Genomic DNA, 16,754 nt, shown 5'->3' on the forward strand with positions numbered 1-16,754 from the left:
AGCGGCGCACACCCCGGCCCGTTCAGCGCCGCAGCATCCCGGCGATCGCGGACCGCCAGTCCTCGCCCGGGCGCGGCACCAGCAGCTCCGCCAGTGCCTCGGCACGGTAGCGGTGGCGGTGCAGCAGGCCCGGGGCCGGGTCGGGCGAGGGCCGGATCCCGCTGGGGCTGTCCAGCAGACGGACCAGCTCGGCCGCGAACTCCGCCCAGCCGACATGCCCGCCGATGGCGTTCACCACCCCGCCCGCCGGCCGTTCCGCACAGTGCACCAGGGCGCGGGCCAGCGCGGCCGCGTGCACCCAGGGGGCTCCATACCAGCCGTCACCGGAGGCCGGGACGGCCCCCGCCGCCGGCAGCACCACCGGGGCCCCGGCCAGGGCAGCCTGGTAGAGCGCCCCGGTCGCACCCCAGCGCAGCTGGTCGCGCAGCCGGTCGTGGGCACCCCAGACGATGGGCGCGCGCACCACGCTCGCCCGGGCGCCCACCGCCGCCAGCAGCATCCGCTCGCAGTCCAGCTTGGCCCGGCCATAGGAGGACAGCGGCTCCTCGGACGGTGTCCCCTCACCCACCTCGGCCACCGACGGCCGGCCATAGGCGTCCACACTGCTGACAAAGACGAACGAACCCTGCCGCCATCCCTCCAGCAGCGCCCGCATCGCCGCCACATCCACCTCGGGAGAGGTGAAGGTGCAGGCGGCATGGATGACCGAGTCCACGCCCCGGACCGCCGAGCGCAGGCTGTCCGGATCCGCCAGGTCGCCCTCGACCACCTCCACCCCGTCCCCGGACACCAGATGCGCCGACTCGGGCCGGGCCAGCGCCCGTACCGGGCGGCCGCGTGCGGCCAGTTCCCGCAGGACGAACGCGCCCACCCCGCCGGTGCCCCCGGTGACCAGGACGGTTCCGGTACGGGCGGGGGAGGGACGGTGGACGGCACCGGTGGACGAGCGGCGGCGTACCCGCTCGTCCAGCAGGGCCGCCAGGGCGCGCGGCGTACGGTGCTCCAGCACATCCAGGCCGGTCAGTGGCGCCCGGAAGCGTTCCCGCAGCCGGTCCGCGACCCGCACCGCCAGCAGCGAGTGCCCGCCCAGCAGGAAGAAGTCCCCATCAGGGCCCGGGTGTTGACCGAGCAGCTCGGTGAACACCTCGGCCACGGCGGCCAGGGAGCCGGCCGAGGCAGGGTCCGGCCCGGCGGGCGCGGCCGGGGCGGCGGTCAGGGAACCGGGTGCCGCCGGCAGCTCCCGCGCCGGGTCGTCGGCCGCCGTGGCGAGCGCGGCGGCGAAGGCGTCGAGCAGTTCACGGGCCGCGGCCTCGTCCAGCCGCGCCGGATCGTACTGCACCAGACAGCGCGGCTCCGGCACCGTCTCCAGATAGAAGCCCAGGCCGAACTTGGCGGTCCCCAGCGGCACTTCGACCGGATCGCACCGTATGCCGGCCAGCCGCAGGCACACCGGCTCCGGCAGCACATCGGCGGTCACCCCCACCAGCGGGTTGCCGGCCGCGTCCCGGGCGGCCGCGCCCAGCCGCTCCACGATCAGGTCGAAGGGGACCTGCCGGTGGCGCTGTGCCGCCAGCAGTTCGTCCCGCACCCGCCCGAGCACGGTGGTGAAGTCCCCGGCGCCGGCGAGGTCCGGCCGCAGCGGCAGGGTGTTGACGCACAGGCCGACCAGCTCACGCCAGGCGGCCCGGTCCCGGTGGCTGCTGGCGCAGCCGATCACCAGGTCCTGCTCGCCGGTCGCCGAGCGCAGCGCGGTGAAGGCGGCGGCCAGGACCACGGTGAACAGGGTGGACCGATGGGCCCGCCCGGTCGCCCGCAGCGCTTCGACCGCCCCCGGCGGCAGCACGGTGCCCAGCACCCGTCCCTCGCCCCGGTTGCCGCCCGGGCGGCCGGGCAGCGCCAACGGCCGGGCGCCGGCGAGGTGTTCGGTCCAGTACGCCAGGCCGGACTCCAGCGCGGCCGTGTCGGCGCGCTCCTGCCGGGCGAAGTCGGCATAGCACGGGGCCCGGTGCTCGGGCTCCGCCCCGCTTCCGGCCAGGGCCGCCGCGTACCGCGCCGCCAGTTCGGTCGCCACAAGGCCCAGTGAGCCCCCGTCGATGGCGATGTGATGGAAGGTCAGCAGCAGGGTGTGGTCATCGGCCGAGTGCCGCAGGTGCAGGGCCCGTGGCAGTGGACCGGCGGCCAGGTCGAAGGGGCGTTCCGCCTCCTCGCGCAGCAGCCGGGGAGCCTCCCCGGGCGAGGCCTGGACGGTCCGCACCGGGATCCGCACCGGTGGGAGGACGTCCTGGTAAGGCTCCTCCTCCCGCGCCGGGTAGCGGGTGCGCAGCACCGGATGCCGGTTGACCAGCCCGGTCAACGCCTGGGCGAATGCCTCCGGTTCGAAGGGGCCGCGCAGGCGGGTGGCGAAGGGGACGTTGTAGAGGGCGCCGTCATGGCCCAGCCGCTCCATCAGCCACATCCGGTGCTGGGCATGGGAGAGCGGTGCCGGGCCGTCCTGGTCCGGCGCGGATTGCGGGGCGCGGTGCCGGCGGCGGCGTGCCCTGGCCAGCAACTCCTCCTGGCGCGCGGTTTCCTGTGATGCGGTGTCCTGTGATGCGGTGTCCTGTGAGGCGGTCATCGCCCTTCCTCCATGCTCTCCGTGCTCTCCGCGCCCAGCAGTTCCCGCTCGATCAGCAGCGCCTGCCCGGCCACGGTGGGTTCCGCGAAGAACGCGGCCAGGGTGAGCTCCACGCCCAGGTCCTCGCGGAGGTCGTCCACCACCCCCAGCGCCAGCAGGGAGTGCCCGCCCATGGCGAGGAAGTCGGCCTGGGCATCGGTGACTTCGCATTCCAGGGCCCGGCCCCAGGACTCGGCCACCGCCCCCTGGATCGGCGTCAGCGCAGCCGGGCCCTGGGAGCCGCCCGGTGCGGCCCCGTCCAGCGGCAGCTCGGCCAGGGCGCCGCGGTCGACTTTTCCATTGGCGGTCAGCGGCAGACTCTCGGTGAAGGACCAGGCATTGGGCAGCAGATGCGCGGGCAGCCGCGCGGCCAGGTGATCGCGCAGCGCGGCGGCGGCGGGCCGGGCGCCCTCGGCCGCCACCACAAAGGCGGTCAGCCGGGCGTCCGGCGCCACCACGGTGACCGCGGCGTCCGCCACCTCGGCATGGGTGCGCAGCGCGTGCTCGATCTCGCCGGGCTCGATACGGAAACCCCGGACCTTGATCTGGTCGTCCAGCCGGCCGTGGAAGTCCAGCACCCCATCCGGACGGGCGGAGGCCAGGTCACCGGTGCGGTAGAGCCGGCCCAGGGTGGGGTGCTCGATGAAGCGCTCGGCGGTCAGGTCCGGCTGGTTGAGATAGCCGACGGCCAACCGGTCGCCGCCCAGGCATAGTTCGCCCCGGCTGCCCGGCGGAAGCTGTCCGCCGTGCTCGTCCAGCACATGGGCGCTCGCCCCGGCGACGGGAAGGCCAATGGGCGGCGGGGCCGCGCAGTCGGACTCGGTGACCCAGTGGCAGGTGGCGAAGGTGGTGGCCTCGGCCGGACCATAGCCGTTGATCAGCTCCAGCCAGGGGGACTCGCGCAGCACGGCCCGGGCATGCCGGGCGGACAGCGCCTCACCGCCCACGATCACCGTGCGCAGCACGGCGAAGGCGGTGGAGGAGCGGTCTGCCAGGGCGTGGAAGAGCGCGGTGGTGAACACCGCCACGGTGGTGCCCAGCCGTTCGATGTCCCGGGCCAGACTGTCCAGCGACCGGCGGTCGGCAGTGGAGATCACCACGGCGGCGCCATTGGCCAGGGCGACCCAGCACTCGAAGGGGGAGGCGTCGAAGGTGAGCGGGGAGTGGAAGAGCACCCGGTCCCGCGAAGTCACCGTCACATAGCCGGGGTTGACGGTGAGCCCGGCCACGCCCCGGTGGGTGATGCCGACGGCCTTGGGGTGGCCGGTGGAGCCGGAGGTGAACATCACATAGGCCAGGGCGCTGGGGTCGTAGGCCGGTACCGCCGGCAGGTCCTCCTCCTCGGCCGCCGCCAGGCAGGGCATGTCCTCGGCCGCCCCGGCCGCGGAGACGGCCAGCGCCCGGGACGGGTCTGTGCCCATGGCCTCCAGGGCATCCTTCTCACCCACGGTCAGGCCCACTTGAGCGTCCCGCAGCATGGCCTCGGTACGGGCCCGGGGATAGGTCGCGTCCAGCGGGACATAGTGCCCACCGGCCCACCAGACGGCCAGCTGGGCCACCAGCAGGGCCGGCGAGTGCGGCAGCAGCAGACCGACGGCGGTGCCGGGCACCACACCCCGGGCACGCAGTGCCGCCGCCAACTGCCGTGCGGAGGTCACGAGTTCGCGGTAGGTCAGGGCCTGGGTGCCGTCGTACACGGCGAGGGCGGACGGGGTGGCGGTGGCATGGTGCAGCACCTGTGCCAGGACCCCGGCGGCGGGCCGGCTTCCGGGGGCGAGCAGGTTTCCGGGCTCGGGCCGGGCGATGGCTTCGGTCGGGGCCGGGGCGATGGCTTCGCCTGTGGTGCCGGCCGCAGCCGGGGTGAAGGCTCCGGTCACGGCGCTGGTCGCGGCCCGGGTGGTGGCTTCCACCGGGGCGGCGGTCGCGGCTGGGCCGATGGCTTCGCCGGGAGTGGCGGGGGTGGCCGCCTCGCTGGGGGCGGCTGTCGTGCCTGGGGCAATCGCTTCGGCCGGGGTATCGCCTCCGATTGAGGTTTGGGCTTGGCTCGAGGCGGCGGACCTGGCTTGGGCTCCGGCTCCGCCCAGGGCGGTGGCCGTTGCCCTGCCGGCCGGCTGGGCCTGGGCGTGCGGCTTCAGGAGCGCCGCCGGCTGGGCCTGTGTGTGCGAGTCCAGCAGGATCGTCGGACGGGCCTGCGCCCGCGACTCCAGCAGAGCCGGCGGACGGGCCTCGGCCCGCGCGTCCAGCAGTGCGGCCAGTGCCCGCAGATCCGGCTGGCGCAGCACCTGTGGCGCCCGTAGCCGGACCCCGCATGTCTCTTCCAGTGCGGTCAGCAGTCGGGCGGCGGACAGGGAGTCGCCGCCGGCGGTCAGGAAGTTGTCTTCGGGGGTCAGGTCGGGGCGGCCGAGCAGGCGGCGGCACTGGTCGAGGACCAGGTCCTCGGTGGCGGTGGTACGCGGGGTGGCGGACGCGCCGGGCGCCGGAGCGGTGGGCTGTGCCAGCAGTGCCGCCCGGTCCACCTTGCCATTGGCGTCGACCGGGAACTCCGTGACAAAGCGGACAGTTGCCGGTACCGCCTGTTCCGGGAGCCAGTCGCGTGCGGCCGTGAGCAGTTCGGCGTCCGACGGGGCCGGCTCGCCGGCGGTGGGGCGGATGAAGGCGATCAGCCGGGCGCCGCCGTCGGCGGAGGAGTCCACCGCCACGGCCGCGCGCAGTACCCCGGGGTGGTGCTCGAAGGCCGCCTCCACCTCGGCCGGTTCGATCCGCACCCCGCGGATCTTCACCTGGTCGTCCAGGCGGCCGAGGAACTCCAGCACCCCGTCCGCCCGCATCCGCACCCGGTCCCCGGTGCGGTAGACCCGGTCGACGCCGGTCACCTCCGGGGGAGGTGCCACAAAGCGCCGGGCGGTGAGTTCCGCGTCCAGGTAGCCCAGCGCCAACCCGGCACCGCCCACCAGGAGTTCACCCTCCGTGCCGCGCGGCACCACCCGGCCGTCCATGTCGGTGACACAGGCCGTCACCCCGGAGACGGGCAGGCCGATGGGCGGCAGCCCCTCGTCGTCCGGGTCGGTCAGTGGGTGCGCGGTGACCAGGACGGTGGCCTCGGCCGGGCCGTAGGCGTTGTCCACCTGGGCGGTCACCTCGGGCGAGGGGCGGTGCCGCAGCCGGTCGCCGCCGGTCTGCAGATGGCGCAGCGGCAGGTCCCGTGGCCAGGGGCGTTCGAAGACCAGCTCGGCCAGCGGTGTGGGGGTGATGGCCACCGTGACCCCGGCGCGGCGCCACCAGCCGGTGAGGGTGTCCGGGTCGAAGCGGACCGCGTCCGGTGCCACGGTGAGCGCGCCGCCGGAGGTCAGCGCGGTCCACAGCTCCAGGAGGTGTGGGTCGAAGGAGACGCCGACCAGCAGGCTGTGCCGGTCGCCGGGGCCGAAGCCGGTGCGTCCGGCGTACCAGCGCAGCCGGGCGGCCAGCGCGGCGCCGGACACCGCCACCGCCTTGGGGGTGCCGGTGGAGCCGGAGGTCAGCACCGTGTAGAAGGTGCCGTCCGGGGCCATGGCCCGGTCGGCGTCCGGCGCGGTCACCGGGAAGGCGGCGACCGGCGCGGCGCCGCCGCCGGTGGCGGGCAGCGGCAGCGGCCCGCCCTGCGGGCGGTACGCCCCGGGCAGGACCTCGCCCGTGCCGATCAGGCAGCTCACCGTCAGCCGGCCGGTCACCGCGGCCAGCCGCCGCTCGCCGGGGCGTGGCCCCAGCGGCAGATAGACGGCGCCCAGCCGGGCCAGTGCCACCGCGGTGGCCACCAGGGCCACCGAGCGGTCCAGGCACACCCCGACCAGGTCACCGGGGCGTACCCGGTCCCGCAGCGCCTCGGCGGTACGGTCGGCAAGGGCGTCCAACTCGCCGTAGGAGAAGGACAGTTCGCCGTCCTCGACAGCGGGGGCGGACGGGTCATGGGAGACCCAGTGCGCATAGCGGGCCAGGATGTCGTCCCAGCCGGCGGGGTCCAGGGCGGGGCCGTGGATGATGGATGCAGTGGTCATGATTCCTCGGTTCGAGTTCCGTGGGATCGGGATGGCGAGGGGGAGGGAGTGGGGGGTGAACCGCTCAGCCCAGGCCCATGGCCCGGGCGATGATCACCTTCTGGATCTCCGAGGTCCCCTCGATGATCGTCATCATCCGGACGTACCGGTACAGGAACTCCAGGGGGTGGCCGCGCACCCAGCCCGTCGCCCCATGCACCCGCAGCGCCCGGTCCACCACCCGCACCGCGGTCTCCGAAGCGGTCAGCTTGGCCAGCGCCGCGTTCTCCGGCGCCTCCACCCCCTGGTCCACCAGCCGGGCACAGGCCAGGGTGAGCAGCTTGGCGGCCTCCACCTCCGCCCGGCTGCTCACCAGGTGCTCCTGGACATGCTGGTAGACGCCGATCCGCTCGCCGAAGGCCCGCCGCTCGCGGGCGTACTCCACACCCAGCCGCAGCGCGTACTCGGCGATGCCATTGCACATGGCGGCCACCACCAGCCGGCCCCGGGAGAGGCTGTCGATGCCATGGCCCAGCGCCGCGCCGATCCCGGCCTCGCCGCCGATGACGGCATCGGCCGGCAGTCGCACCTCGTCCAGCACCAGCTCGTACAACTCCTCGCCGGACATGCCCTGATAGCGCTGGCCGATGCGCAGCCGGGGGTGGTCCATCGCCGCCACAAACGCGGTGGGGCCGGCCTCGGCCTGGGCCACCACCAGCGCGAAGTCGGCGTGGCCGGCATTGCTGACAAAGGTCTTGCGGCCGGTGAGCAGCCAGCTGCCGTCCGCCTCCCGGCGGGCGGTGGTGGTCAGCTGGAAGGCGTCCGAGCCGGCGTTGGGCTCGGTCAGTGCCAGACAGCGGGTGGCCTCGCCCCGCACCAGCGGCAGCAGATAGCGCTTGATCTGCTCCTCGGTGCCCTGCCGCAGCAGCGGGCTGGGCCCGTCGGAGCCGGCCAGGGCATAGGGGGCCAGCGGACAGCCGCTGCGGCCGGCCGCGTGGTGCAGCAGCACCACCGCGGTGAACGGCATGTCGGCGCCGCCCAGTTCCTCCGGGTGGTCGGCCGCGTAGAAGCCCAGCCGGGCCGAGCGCTTGCGGACATACGCGCGTAGATCGGCGGGCGGCAGGTCCCCCGCTTCCGGGAGTTCGGCAGCCAGCGGCACCAGCTCCCGGCGGACAAAGGATGCGAAGGCGTCGACGATCTCCCGGTGTTCGGTCTCCAGGACCGAGGAGGGACTGGTGCTCATCGGGCCGCCTCCGTCACCGCGCGGGCCTGCTCGGCCAGGACCGGGTGCTGGAAGAGCACCCGCAGCGGCGGACGGCTGCCCAGTCGGGGCTCCAGCCAGGCCGCCAGCTGGGCGGCCAGCAGGGAATGACCGCCGACCTGGAAGAAGTGCGAGGAGGGCGAGAAGCGGTCATGGCCCAGCACCTCCCGCCAGCCCTCGCTCAGCAACTCCACGGCCGGGTCGGTGACTTCACCGGACCCCGCCCGCTCCTCCGGGCCGGGCGCCCGCTCGGCGGCGATCCGGGCCAGCGCGGCGCGGTCGGGTTTGCCGCCGGCCAGCAGTGGCATCCGCTCCAGCCGGATCCAGTGCGAGGGCACCAGGGCGGCGGGCAGCCGGGCGGACAGCGCCTTGTGCAGCAGGAGCTGGTCGATCTCGGCGCCGCCGTCCAGAAAGCCCACCAGGCAGGGGCCCGCGGGCAGTTGGCCCAGCGTCACCGCACAGGAACGGCCGCCCAGTTCGGCCGAGGCCGCCGCCTCGATCTCCTCCAGCTCGATCCGGTAACCGCGCAGTTTGACCTGGTTGTCCCGGCGGCCCAGGAAGTGGACCAGCCCCTGGTGGTCCCGGTAGCCCAGGTCGCCGGTGAGGTAGACGCGCTCGCCGCCCAGCGCCGGCACGGTGACAAACCGTTCGGCGGTGGCCGCGCGCGCCCGCTCATCACCGAGATATCCCTCGGCCAGGCCGCCGCCGGAGATGGCCAGTTGGCCCACCGCCCCGGTGGGCAGCGGACGCAGCCGGGCGTCCAGCACCCGCACGCCCACGCCCGGCAGCGGGACGCCCAGCGGCACCTCGGCCGCCTCGTCGAGTTCCCGGGGCACCTCATGGATGACGGAGGTGATGGCCGCCTCGGTCACGCCATAGGCGTTGAGCACGGTGGCGTCGGTGGCCGCCAGCAACTCCCGCAGTGCCGTGGCCGGCAGCCGCTCGCCGCCGAAGACCAGTAGTCGCGGCTCCCACAGGGCCTCGTGCAGCGCCTCGGTCAACTCCGCGCGTGCCGCCAGCAGATAGCTGGTCGGCAGGTTGGCCACGGTGACCCGGCGGGAGGCCAGCACCGCGATCAGCTCCGGCCCGGTGGGCACCTCCCGCTGCGGCAGCACCAGGGTGCAGCCGGCCAGCAGCGAGGGCAGCACCTCCTCCAGCGCCACATCGAAGGAGGGCTGGGCGAACAGCAGCACCCGGTCGGCTGGGGAGAGCCCGAACGCTTCGGCCATGGCGGTGGCATGCCGGGCCAGCGCCGGCCGCCCCACCAGCACCGCCTTGGGCAGACCGGTGGAGCCGGAGGTGTGGATGGCATACGCGGCACCGTCCAGGCACTCGGCCGGGACGGCGGCCGGGAAGGCCGGACCGTCCAGCAGCGCCGGCGGCGGCCCCTCGGCGGGCAGCGCCAGCGCGCTGTCCCGGTCGGTCAGCACCAGCGCCGGACGCAGCCGCTCCAGCAGCGTCCGCAGCCGGTCCGCCGGGTCGTTGGGCGACAGCGGGCAGTACACCGCGCCCAGCCGCAGACAGGCCAGCAGCGCCAGCACGCTGTGCACACCGCGCGGCAGCACCACCGCCACCGGCTGCCCGCGCCGCACCCCGGCGGCCGCCAGCCGGTCGGCCAACTCGCCCACCAGGCCGTTGAGTTCACCATAGGTGAGCTTACGGGCGCCGCTGATCAGCGCCAGGTGCCCGGTGTCGTGGCGGGCCACCGGGTCCAGCACCTCCTCGGCGGCGGCGGGCACCGGCACCGGTGCGGCGGCCGGTTCCGGGGCCAGCGCGGCCAGCGGGGCCGAGGGCGCGTCCAGATACGCCCGCAGCAGGGCCAGGAAACGCCCGGCCAGCACGCCGGCGGTCGCCTCGTCGAACAGGTCCCGGTCGTAGTCCCACACCAGGGTCATCCCGGCCGGGCCCTGACGGAGGCCGACGGTGCGCCGGTCATCCGGTATCAGCACCAGGTCGAGGTCGAAGCGGGTGGTGCCGGTGTTGAAGCCCTCGAACAGCGACACCTCCAGCCCGGGCACCGCGATCTCCGGCAGGGCCGCGTCATGGGCGCTGAACATCACGCTGAACAGCGGGTTGTCCGCGCCGGAGGTGTGCAGTCCCAGCTCCCGGGTGAGCACCTGGACCGGCACCTCCTGGTGCGGCAGCGCCCGGATCAGGCCATCGGTGACCTCGTCCATCACCTCTTCGGCCGGCGCCTCGGCGTCCAGCCGCAACCGCAGCGGAATGGTGTTGACGAACATCCCGACGGTGTCCTCGAAACCCTCCGGACGGTTGCCCACCGCCGTGCCGACGACCAGATCGGCGCGGCCGCTGTGGCGGCGCAGCAACTCGGCGAACAGGGCGAGCAGGGTGGAGAAGGGAGTGTGACCCTGGGTCCGGCTGTGCGCGCGCAGCCGCTCGGCCAGCTCCGCGTCGATGGACTGGCGCAGCTGAGCCCCGGCGTGCCGACGCCGGGCGCCGGGCCGGGTGAGCCCGGGCAGCGGCAGGTCGAAGGCGGCACCTTCCAGTTCACCGCGCCAGTACGCCAGGCTTGCCGCCCGCCGCCCGGCCCGGCCGGGGCCCTCGGCGGTCGCGATGTGCTCCTGGTACGAGGGGGCCTGGGGCGGCTGGAAGGGCTCGCCCAGCACCCGGGAGCGGTACCCGCCGAAGACGTCCCGCAGCAGGATGGCGAAGGAGTGCCCGTCATGCACCAGATGGTGCTCGACATGGATCAGCCGGTGGTGCCGCTCGGCCAGGCGCACCAGGCACCAGCGCAGCAGCGGCGCCCGGTGGACGTCCAGCGGGGTCTCCGCCTCGGTGCGCAGCAGCCGCTGGAAGGCGGCCTCGGGATCCTCCTCCCCGCCGAGGTCCATGGTGCGCAGCGGGGTCGTACACTCCTGGCGCACCCGCTGGGCGGGCAACGCCCCCTGGGTGTCCACCAGTTCCAGGCGCAGCCCGGGATGCCGCTCCAGGGCCGTGCCGAGCGCCGCCCGCAGCGCGTCCTCGTCCAGCTCGCCACGCAGGTCCATGGTGGCGGTGAAGTTGTAGGCGCGGCTGCCGGGCAGCATCTGCTCATGCAGCCAGACGATCTCCTGGGATGTGGAGAGTCCGAACATGGTCAACCTTTCCGGTCGAATGGCCCTCGGATGCCTTGGCAGGCCGAGGGCCGGTGCACCGGACGCCGGTCCGGCGGAGGGTGCACCACAACAGGGATCAACTCGTGGACGCGGCAAGGCCGTCGACGAGTGCGGTGAAGGCTTCTTCCGCCGCTCCGGCGGGCAGCGCGGTGCGCCGCCAGGCCATCCGGACCAGCAGGTCGGTTCCATAGGAGACGGACACCGCGAACGGAGCCGGCAGCGGGCGGGAGTCGAAGTAGGTCTCCTCGCCGGCCGCCTCGCCCAGCCGCAGCGGCGGGCGGCGGTGCAGGTCCTCGAAGGTGAGCAGGCCGTCCAGCCCGCCGGACCAGGGCGCCCCGGCCGCCCGGGCGGCATGGACGACCTGGTCGAACGGGGTGTCGGCGTGGTCCAGGTCGTCCCACCAGGCGGCGGTGCGCTCCGCCGGGCCCTCGGCGGTGGCGGGATGGACCACCGTGTTGAGGAAGCAGCCCAGCACCGGTGGCGCACCGGGCGGACGGCCACCCCAGGTGTAACCCAGCGCGGGCACCCGGTCCGTCCCGTACAGCAGGCGGGCGGCGGCCGCGCAGGCGTCCAGCAGAGCCGGGAAGGCCACCGCGCGGGCACCGTCTGGCGGTAGCGGCAGCCGGCGCAGGAGGCCGCCGGTGTCCTGCCCGGAGCCGGCGGCGGGGAGCGGCTCCGGCGGGTTCAGGACGGCCAGGCGCCTGGCCCAGTAGGTGAGGAAGTCCGGTGCGGAGGCGCGTTGTTCGGCGGCCAGCTGGAGGTGTATCGCCTCCTGGTAGGCGGCCAGCTCCTGGGCCGCCCGGTGCGGGGAGACGTCCTCGGGTGTGAGCCGGCCGGCATAGGCACCGGCCAGACCGTCGGTGACCAGGCCCAGTGAGTGCTCGTCGCAGGAGCCGTGGTCCAGTACCAGGGCGAGGAGGTCCCGTTCGCCGTCGGCCGCCAGCCACAGCCGCAGCGGCGGCCCCTCGGCGGACCAGCCGGCCAGTTCGCGCAGCAGTGCCTGGGCGGGCTCTTCGCCGGGGCGTGCGGTGACCCGCCGCACCCAGCCCTCGGGGACGCCGATCCGCTGCACCGGCACACCCCGCTGTACGCCCGGCACGGAGCGCAGGGCCGGGTGCAGGGCGGCCAGATGGCCGGCGGCGGCGCGCAGCCGTGCCAGGTCCAGCGACCCGGGCGGGAAGGTGAAGAACAGCGGTACCAGGGCGGGGCGTTGGCCCGGATCCAGGCGCCGGGTCAGCAGGAAGCGCCGCTGGGCGCCGGTGACCGGGAGCAACTCCGCCGGATCCGCCGCCCGTTCGGCGACATTGCGGTAACCGGCCAGATAGGACGCGGTGATGCTGTTGCTGGACTGCACAAGGACCTCCCGCGCACCGGTCGGGTGCGGCTGAGTGGGGAAGGACGGGGTACGGCGGGCCGGTGGCGCCGGGAGCGGGATCAGGCCGCCTCGGGGCGCGGGACCGCGGCCGGCTGGGGCAGATCGCGCAGCCGGCGCAGCGGGGACAGCAGCAGGGGCAGCGGAACGAGCAGGAACCCCGCCGCGCACACCCATACCGCGGCACGCGCCCCGGCGGCCGAGGCGATGGCACCGCCGGCCAGGGCGCCGAAGGGCATGGTGCCCCAGACCATAAAGCGCAGGGTGGCGTTCATCCGGCCCAGCAGGGCGTCGGGGCACAGGAGTTGGCGGAAGCTCACCTGGGCCACGTTGTAGACCACGGCGCCGAAGAAGACCACCGCCGAGGCCAGGGCGAACCACCCGGCGGCGGCGCCATGCCCGGCAAGCGGCCAGAGCAGGGCGAACGGGCCGGTGACCACGGTCGACAGCCAGATCACCCGCGCTCTGCCCAGCATCCGGGCCAGGGCGCCCGCGCTCAGCGCCCCGGCCAGTCCGCCGACCGCGGAGGCGGACATCATCAGCCCCAGCACGCCCGGCGGCAGCTCCAGCACCCGGACCAGGAAGACGGTCTGCACCGCCAGCAGCATCGCGTTGAAGAAGTTGGCCACCGCCGTGGCACAGGCGATCATGCGCAGAATGGGGTTGCCGAAGACAAAGGCCAGCCCCTCGGCCACCTGGGCACGCAGCGAGGTGCCGGCGGCGGGCGGCACAGGCGCCGCCTCCGGGGTATGGATCCGGCGCAGGAACAGCGCGGACAGCAGATAGCCCAGCGCGTCGGCCACCAGCGCGAAGGGCGCCCCCACCGCCTGCACCAGGCCGCCGCCCAGCCCGGGGCCGGCCACCTGGGCGGAGGAACGCACCGTCTCCAATGCGCCGTTGCCCGCGACCAGTTGCTCACGGGGCAGCAGGGCCGGCAGATAACTCTGGTGTGCCACATCGAAGAAGACCGTGGCCACCCCGGTGATCAGGGCTACCAGATAGAGCTGGGCCATGGTCAGGGCGCCGGACCAGGCGGCGAACGGCAGACTGGCCATGGCCACGGCCCGGACCGTGTCCGCCCGGATGAGTACCGGCAGCCGGCGCATCCGGTCCACCCAGGCCCCCGCGGGCAGGCCCACCAGCAGGAACGCGGCTGTTTCGGCGGCGGTGAGCGCCCCCGTCTGCAGGGCCGAGGCATGCAGCTCGACCACGGCGACCAGAGGCAGGGCCACCACGGTCACCTGTGCGCCGAGCTGACCTGCGGAGGCCCCGGCCAGCAGTAAGCGAAAGTCGGTGTTCCGTAACGGGCTGCGGTCTCCAGGCGTCATTGCCAACATTTGATAGACATTTGGTCACGGTGCCCCGTTCAGTCAAAAACGGGCGGATATTTTCGGTCAGTTGTGTTCGCAATGCGAACAACTGCGGGCGGCTGTGCGGTAAATGAGAGCTGTCCGGCGATCAAACGCCGATCAACGTGACCTGTGGTGTCAGTGTTGCTGGTGGGGTTCGGGTGGCGGGTTGCCCCGGGTAAGCGGATGTCCGGATTTCAGTGCCGGAGCGCATGGTTCCGCTGCGCCGGGCCCGTCGCGGCAGTAGCGAACGCTCGCGCTGGGTGAAGGAACGGGCCCCGCGGTGTGAGCCCACGCATAGGACCCGGATCACTTACGAATCCGCTTAGTTCCGAGTGCGCCCGTCGACGGGCGCCACACCGGGGGAGAGCCGCGGCCGGCACGAAAGTCCGTCGTAGGTCACACCTTTGCCAGCCGGATTTTCCGCCGCTAACAATGACCGGGTCGCAGGGCGCCGTCGCACAGACGCGGCGCCGCTTTCGCGCCCCGAACGTCCCCCATCGGAAGAGGTTCAGCTCGCCTATGCGCTCCAACCACTCCGGCTATACCCGCCTGACCACGTTCCACAAGGTCTCCGCCCTCGCCCTGGTCGCCACCGGTGCCGCCGCCCTGGCGTTCACCGCCACCGGCAACGCCGCGGCCGCCGAGACGCAGCCGGTCGGCGTCAAGCCGGTCGCGTGGAACGCCAAGGCGCCGGCCACCGTGGACCGGAGCACGCTGACGCGGCACGCCGCCGATGCCGCCAGCCGGGCCAAGACCGACGCGGCCGCCAAGAAGCCGGCCGCTGCCCAGGCCACCGCCAAGGCCGAGAAGGACCGCGCCGCCAAGAACACCACCGCGAGCCGCTCCACGGCCCGCAAGCCGGTGCAGGCCGCGCCGAAGACCTACGCCGACAACCTGGACGGCTGGATCAGCCAGGCGCTGGACATCATGCACGCCAAGGGCATCCCCGGCTCCTACGACGGCGTCAAGCGCAACATCATGCGCGAATCGAGCGGTGACCCGCAGGCCATCAACAACTGGGATGTCAACGCCCAGGCCGGTATCCCCTCCAAGGGCCTGCTGCAGATCATCGACCCGACCTTCAAGGAGTTCCACGTCGACGGCACGTCCTGGGACATCTACGACCCGGTCGCCAACATCGTGGCGTCCTGCAACTATGCGGCCAAGACCTATGGCTCCATGGACAACGTCAACTCCGCCTACTGACAGCGGCGCAGATCAGGCGCTGCCGCGCCAGGCGGCCCACCGGTCAACCCTTGGCATCCGCATAGCAGTCCACCACCGCCGTGGTGAAAGGAAACCGCACCGGCGTCCGGCCGAAAGCCAGCAGGCCGGCCCGGTCCCCGGCGGTGCGCACGGCCTCCACCACCGCCGGCACCTCCTCCTCGGGGCAGTGCACCATCAGCTCGTCGTGCTGGAAGAACACCAGCTCCGCCCGTAGACCGGCGATCTCCTGCCGGACCGTGGCCAGCACCATCAGCGCCCAGTCCGCCGCACTGCCCTGCACCACGAAATTGCGGGTGAACCGGCCCCGCGCCCGGCTTCCGGGCGTACTGCCGTAGACCGGCTCCTCCTGCGGCAGGCCCGCCTCGTCCCCGCCGGCGAGCGCGGCGGACACCGGCGGGCAGGTACGGCCCAGCCAGGTGCGCACCAGCCGGCCCTCCTCGCCCGCCCGCGCCGCCTCGTCCACCAGGGCCACCGCCCGGGGAAAGCGGCGTCGCAGATCGGCAAGGTGCTTGAGCCCGTCGCCCGAGGTCTGACCGTAGATCGCGCCCAGCATGGCCAGCTTGGCCCGGTCCCGGTCCCCGGAGAAGGCCCGCTCGGCCAGGTCCGCGTACAGATCGCGGCCGCTGCCCGCCACCTCCATCAGCCCGGGATCCCGGGAGATGGCGGCCAGCACCCGGGGCTCGATCTGATCGGCGTCCGCGACCACCAGCCGCCAGCCCGGATCGGCCACCACCGCCCGGCGGATCACCCGGGGAATCTGCAGCGCCCCGCCGCCATTGGTGGTCCACCGGCCGGAGACCGCGCCACCGGGCAGGTACACCGGCCGGAAACGCCCCTCACGCACCCAGGACTGCAACCAGGACCAGCCGTGCGCGGTGTGCAGGCGGTACAGCCGCTTGTACTCCAGCAGCGCGGGGACCGCGGGATGGTCGACGTCCTTCAGCTCCCAGGCCCGGGTCGAGGACAGCGCGATGCCCTGCCCGGCGAAGGCCCGCACCACCTCGGCGGGCAGATCGGGCCGTACCCGCTCGCCGAAGGCCCGCGACACCTCGTCCGCCAGCTCGGCCAGCCGCCGGGTCTCCTGGCCGCCCGGATACCGCTCGCCCAGCAGCTCGGTCAGCAGCGCCCGGTGCACATCGGCCCGCCAGGGCACTCCCGCCCGGCTCATCTCGGCCGCCACCAGGGTGCCCGCCGACTCCGCGGCGATCAGTAGCCGCATCCGCTCCGGATGCTCCGCCCGCTCGACCCGGGACTGCTGGTGCGCATACACCTCCAGCAGCGCCCGCAGTGGATCGGTGCCCGGCGGCAGCGGCGCCGGGCCGGGCTCGAACAGGGACGGCTGGGTGCCGGGCGCGGCCGGCGGGGGATCGGCGGGCACCGGCAGCCCATGCAGCCGCGCCCAGGCGGCCGCCAGCGAACGCGGCTGGCCGGCCTGACCCTCCTCATGCCCGATGAGCAGCGCCTCCGCCGCCTCCACATCCCAGCACCGCGCCACCCGCACCCCGGCGGGCAGCGGCCCGTACAGCCCCGCCGTGGACCGCCACACCCAGCGCGCCGCCTCCGGCCGTCCGCGCACCGCCTCGGCCAGGCCGGCCGCGCGTTCCACGGGCCCGGCGGGCCGCCCCTCGGCATCCAGCGGGCAGAGCAGGACGCCCTCCTCGCCCCCGGCGCCCTCGTCCGTCACTGCCCATCGCATGATCCGGAGTCTGCCAGCAGGGTCTGACAACCGGCCCGGACAGCCGGCCCGCCGCCCGAGTAGCCCA

Annotated in this window: 8 protein-coding genes; 1 reads left to right on the plus strand and 7 read right to left on the minus strand. The window is 74.1% G+C overall.

Annotated elements, in window-relative coordinates; all coding sequences use genetic code 11:
• Positions 1 to 22 precede the first annotated feature (22 nt).
• The 6 genes from ACIHFE_RS21005 to ACIHFE_RS21030 all read right to left on the minus strand — a co-directional run bounded on the left by ACIHFE_RS21005 (position 23) and on the right by ACIHFE_RS21030 (position 13,740).
• A complete protein-coding gene (locus ACIHFE_RS21005) occupies positions 23 to 2,614 on the minus strand; it encodes a condensation domain-containing protein (protein WP_400108694.1) in 2,592 nt (863 codons plus the stop codon).
• Positions 2,611 to 6,684, minus strand: coding sequence for an amino acid adenylation domain-containing protein (locus ACIHFE_RS21010; protein ID WP_400108695.1), 4,074 nt, complete (start codon positions 6,682 to 6,684; stop codon positions 2,611 to 2,613). Before ACIHFE_RS21010 ends, ACIHFE_RS21005 begins: the two co-directional genes overlap by 4 nt.
• Before the next feature lie 64 nt (positions 6,685 to 6,748).
• Positions 6,749 to 7,906: an acyl-CoA dehydrogenase family protein gene (locus ACIHFE_RS21015; RefSeq protein WP_400108696.1), complete on the minus strand. Its 1,158-nt coding sequence runs from the start codon at positions 7,904 to 7,906 to the stop codon at positions 6,749 to 6,751.
• The gene (locus tag ACIHFE_RS21020; protein ID WP_400108697.1) at positions 7,903 to 11,019 is read right to left on the minus strand and encodes an amino acid adenylation domain-containing protein; all 3,117 of its coding nucleotides are present in this window, start codon (positions 11,017 to 11,019) and stop codon (positions 7,903 to 7,905) included. Before ACIHFE_RS21020 ends, ACIHFE_RS21015 begins: the two co-directional genes overlap by 4 nt.
• Positions 11,020 to 11,116: 97 nt before the next feature.
• Positions 11,117 to 12,394: a non-ribosomal peptide synthetase gene (locus ACIHFE_RS21025; RefSeq protein WP_400108698.1), complete on the minus strand. Its 1,278-nt coding sequence runs from the start codon at positions 12,392 to 12,394 to the stop codon at positions 11,117 to 11,119.
• Between the two features lie 80 nt (positions 12,395 to 12,474).
• Complete coding sequence (locus tag ACIHFE_RS21030; RefSeq protein WP_400108699.1) at positions 12,475 to 13,740, minus strand: MFS transporter; 1,266 nt, start codon at positions 13,738 to 13,740, stop codon at positions 12,475 to 12,477.
• Positions 13,741 to 14,283: 543 nt separating this feature from the next.
• Here ACIHFE_RS21030 and ACIHFE_RS21035 point away from each other — a divergent pair.
• A complete protein-coding gene (locus ACIHFE_RS21035; protein WP_400108700.1) occupies positions 14,284 to 14,970 on the plus strand; it encodes a transglycosylase SLT domain-containing protein in 687 nt (228 codons plus the stop codon).
• Between the two features lie 43 nt (positions 14,971 to 15,013).
• Here the strand turns inward: ACIHFE_RS21035 and ACIHFE_RS21040 are convergent, their stop codons facing one another.
• Complete coding sequence (locus ACIHFE_RS21040) at positions 15,014 to 16,687, minus strand: bifunctional 3'-5' exonuclease/DNA polymerase (protein ID WP_400108701.1); 1,674 nt, start codon at positions 16,685 to 16,687, stop codon at positions 15,014 to 15,016.
• Between the last annotated feature and the right edge of the window lie 67 nt (positions 16,688 to 16,754).

Source organism: Streptomyces sp. NPDC052396 (genome assembly GCF_044593195.1).
Classification (GTDB): Bacteria; Actinomycetota; Actinomycetes; order Streptomycetales; family Streptomycetaceae; genus Streptomyces.

Excerpts from the sequence above, each read along its gene's own strand:
- ACIHFE_RS21005 (WP_400108694.1), bottom strand. The coding sequence starts at position 2,614 with ATGACCGCCTCACAGGACACCGCATCACAGGACACCGCATCACAGGAA.
- ACIHFE_RS21010 (WP_400108695.1), bottom strand. The coding sequence starts at position 6,684 with ATGACCACTGCATCCATCATCCACGGCCCCGCCCTGGACCCCGCCGGC.
- ACIHFE_RS21015 (WP_400108696.1), bottom strand. The coding sequence starts at position 7,906 with ATGAGCACCAGTCCCTCCTCGGTCCTGGAGACCGAACACCGGGAGATC.
- ACIHFE_RS21020 (WP_400108697.1), bottom strand. The coding sequence starts at position 11,019 with ATGTTCGGACTCTCCACATCCCAGGAGATCGTCTGGCTGCATGAGCAG.
- ACIHFE_RS21030 (WP_400108699.1), bottom strand. The coding sequence starts at position 13,740 with ATGACGCCTGGAGACCGCAGCCCGTTACGGAACACCGACTTTCGCTTA.
- ACIHFE_RS21035 (WP_400108700.1), top strand. The coding sequence starts at position 14,284 with ATGCGCTCCAACCACTCCGGCTATACCCGCCTGACCACGTTCCACAAG.
- ACIHFE_RS21040 (WP_400108701.1), bottom strand. The coding sequence starts at position 16,687 with ATGCGATGGGCAGTGACGGACGAGGGCGCCGGGGGCGAGGAGGGCGTC.